The organism is Mycobacterium sp. NGS33, assembly GCF_059812885.1.
In genome coordinates, this window is record NZ_JCALDN010000032.1 from 1 (window position 1) to 2,409 (window position 2,409).

The window sequence follows — 2,409 nt, forward strand, 5'->3', positions numbered from 1 at the left end:
TGACGGCGCTCATCGAAAGTCCCCAGGTGTGCTCGCCGAAATTCCTCACCTGTGAGCAGCGGTCAGTGTAGTGGTTGGCGGGTGCCGGTGGTGGTCCGGCGCAGGGTTTCCGCGGCGTCGTGGTGGTCGCGTAGCCGGTAGGACTCGCCGTCGAGGTTGATGACCACGGAGCGGTGCAGCAGGCGGTCGAGCATGGCGGCGGCCACGGTGGTGTCGCCGAGGATTTCTCCCCAAGCACCCACCCCGCGGTTGGTGGTGATGACGATGCTGGTCTTCAAATAGCGTTGGGAGACAACCTGAAACAGCGCCGAAGCGGCTTCGGCGGGCAGCGGCAGGTATCCGAGTTCATCGATTACGAGCAGGGTCGGTCCGGCGTAGAACCGCATGGTGGTGGCCCAGCGTCCCTCGATCGCGGCACGGTGACACCGTGCGGCCAGATCGGCGGCGGTGGTGAAGTAGGTCCGGTAGCCGGTATGGGCGGCAGCGCGGGCCAACCCGACGGACAGGTGCGTTTTTCCGGTCCCGGGTGGGCCGATGAGCAGAATGTTGGTCGCGGTTTCCAGGTAACGGCAGGTGCCCAGTTCGTCGATCAGCTTGCGGTCGATCCCGGCGGCAGCATCGACATCGAAATCGGCCAGGGTGGCCGGGGTGGGCAGGCAGGCGAACCGCAACCGGCCGGCCAACCGTCGGGCAGTGCTGGCCTCGACCTCCACGGCCAGCAGTCGCTCCAACGCCACGGTCAGTGACAGCCCCTCGGCGGTGGCCTGATCCAGCACCGCCGGTAGGGCTTCAGCGGCCGCGGCCAGTTTGAGCTCGGCCAGGTGCGAGCGCAGCTGCTGATAGCGGCTCGCCGCAGCCGATGGCGATTCCTCGGTCCTGGTGGGGGCCTTGTTGGTGCGTGGAGTAGGGGTCATTGGATGGTCCTGTTCTGCGCGGCCCGCTCGTAGGCGGACAGATCGATGACGGTGGAATCGGTTGACGGAGTGGACGTTTCACTTGAGGTGTTGGATGGCTGCTTGAGTGCAAGCAGTTGTGCGGCAGCGGCTTTGGCTGCCGGACCGGGTGGGATGCGTTCCTTGCGGCGGTGCGGGCGTCCGGTCGCCGCGGTGGCCATTGCCACGGCGTCCAGGGCGATGACATGGCCGCTGTCACGCACCATGACGCCGAGCCCGTCGGCGGCCAGTCGGTGTCGGGCGATCACGATCCCGCTCATGGTGGCGATGTCGCAGAACTGCCCGCCGACCGGATGTGACACCACCACATTGGCGGCGGCCAGTTCCGGCGGCACCGAGTAGCGGTTACCGCGGTAGGACACCATCGCTTGGCGCGAGGCGGTGCGGATCTCGGCCACGATCACCGGATACGCCTGCGCCGGTACCGGTTGCAGTGGTTCGGTTTTGGCCACCACGGCGACCGAGGAGCGGCCGTCGGCGGTGGAGCGCAGGCGTGTGTCGCCTCGCACCCGGGCGAAGCGATCCAGGCTCGCTTGCGCCTGCTCGACGGTGAGGTCGTCGGCCAGGGTGCGCCACCAGCGTTGCGCGGCGGTGTGGTTGACCTTCTCCACCACCCCCTTGCGGTTACCGCGCCGGGCCGGGCAGATCGCCACCGAGACGCCGTAGTGCTTGGCCACCCCGGCGAACGAGGCGGTCACCCGCCCGCTGCCCGGATCGCAGACCGTGGCCATCCGGTCAAAGCGCCACACCCGCGTGCACCCTCCCAGGCCACGGGTCACGCGGTCCAGACCGGCGACCAGGTGCGGCTGGTCCTCGCTCGGGGCCAGATAGCCGCGCCACTTGCCCGAGTGCGACAGCGAGCCGACCAGCAGGTGCGCGGCCTTGCCCCAACCCCACGATGCCGGTGGATCGGGCAAGTCCAGCCAGTCCCATTGGGTTTCATCACCCGGCGCATGTGGGATTACCGCGTTGGGGCGTTGCGTGGCGGTCCGGCACGCCTCACAGACAGGTCGCAGACCCCGGATGCGGATGTTGCGCGTCAGGCTCTGATACGACAGGACGAACCCGAGATCCTCGAGTTCGTCGTAGAGGGTGCGGGCCCACAGGTGCGGGTCCTCGGTCAGCCTCGCGGTGACGTAGTCGACGTAAGGATCGAACGGATCAGGGTCAGGCCGGGCACGCACCCCCGGCTTGCCGTCGCCGGCCAGGTACTTGCGGACCGTCTTGCGGTCGAAGCCGGTGTGTCGGGCGATCGCCGAGATCGTCCAACCACGTTTGCGTAGGGCATGTACTTCCACATCGTCCTCCCATGTGAGCATGAGAAAGCGGGCCTCCTTCGATGGAGCAACTGGCGTCAGACACCAGAAGCTTCGAAGGGGGCCCGCCCTTCTCGGCGGAGCCACACGAGTGGGGATTTTCGATGAGCGTCAGTGGGGAATTTCAGTGAGCGCGGTCA

The 2,409-nt window shown here is 67.5% G+C and carries 2 protein-coding genes; both read right to left on the reverse strand.

Annotated features, from left to right (window positions below; all coding sequences use genetic code 11):
- Nucleotides 1–62 precede the first annotated feature (62 nt).
- Entirely contained in the window at nucleotides 63–914 is an 852-nt protein-coding gene (gene istB / locus AC5Y5B_RS25155; protein WP_008257435.1) for an IS21-like element helper ATPase IstB, read from the reverse strand.
- Complete coding sequence (locus tag AC5Y5B_RS25160; RefSeq protein WP_008257509.1) at nucleotides 911–2,272, reverse strand: Mu transposase domain-containing protein; 1,362 nt, start codon at nucleotides 2,270–2,272, stop codon at nucleotides 911–913. The genes istB and AC5Y5B_RS25160 overlap by 4 nt, the downstream gene beginning before the upstream one ends.
- Nucleotides 2,273–2,409: the final 137 nt, after the last annotated feature.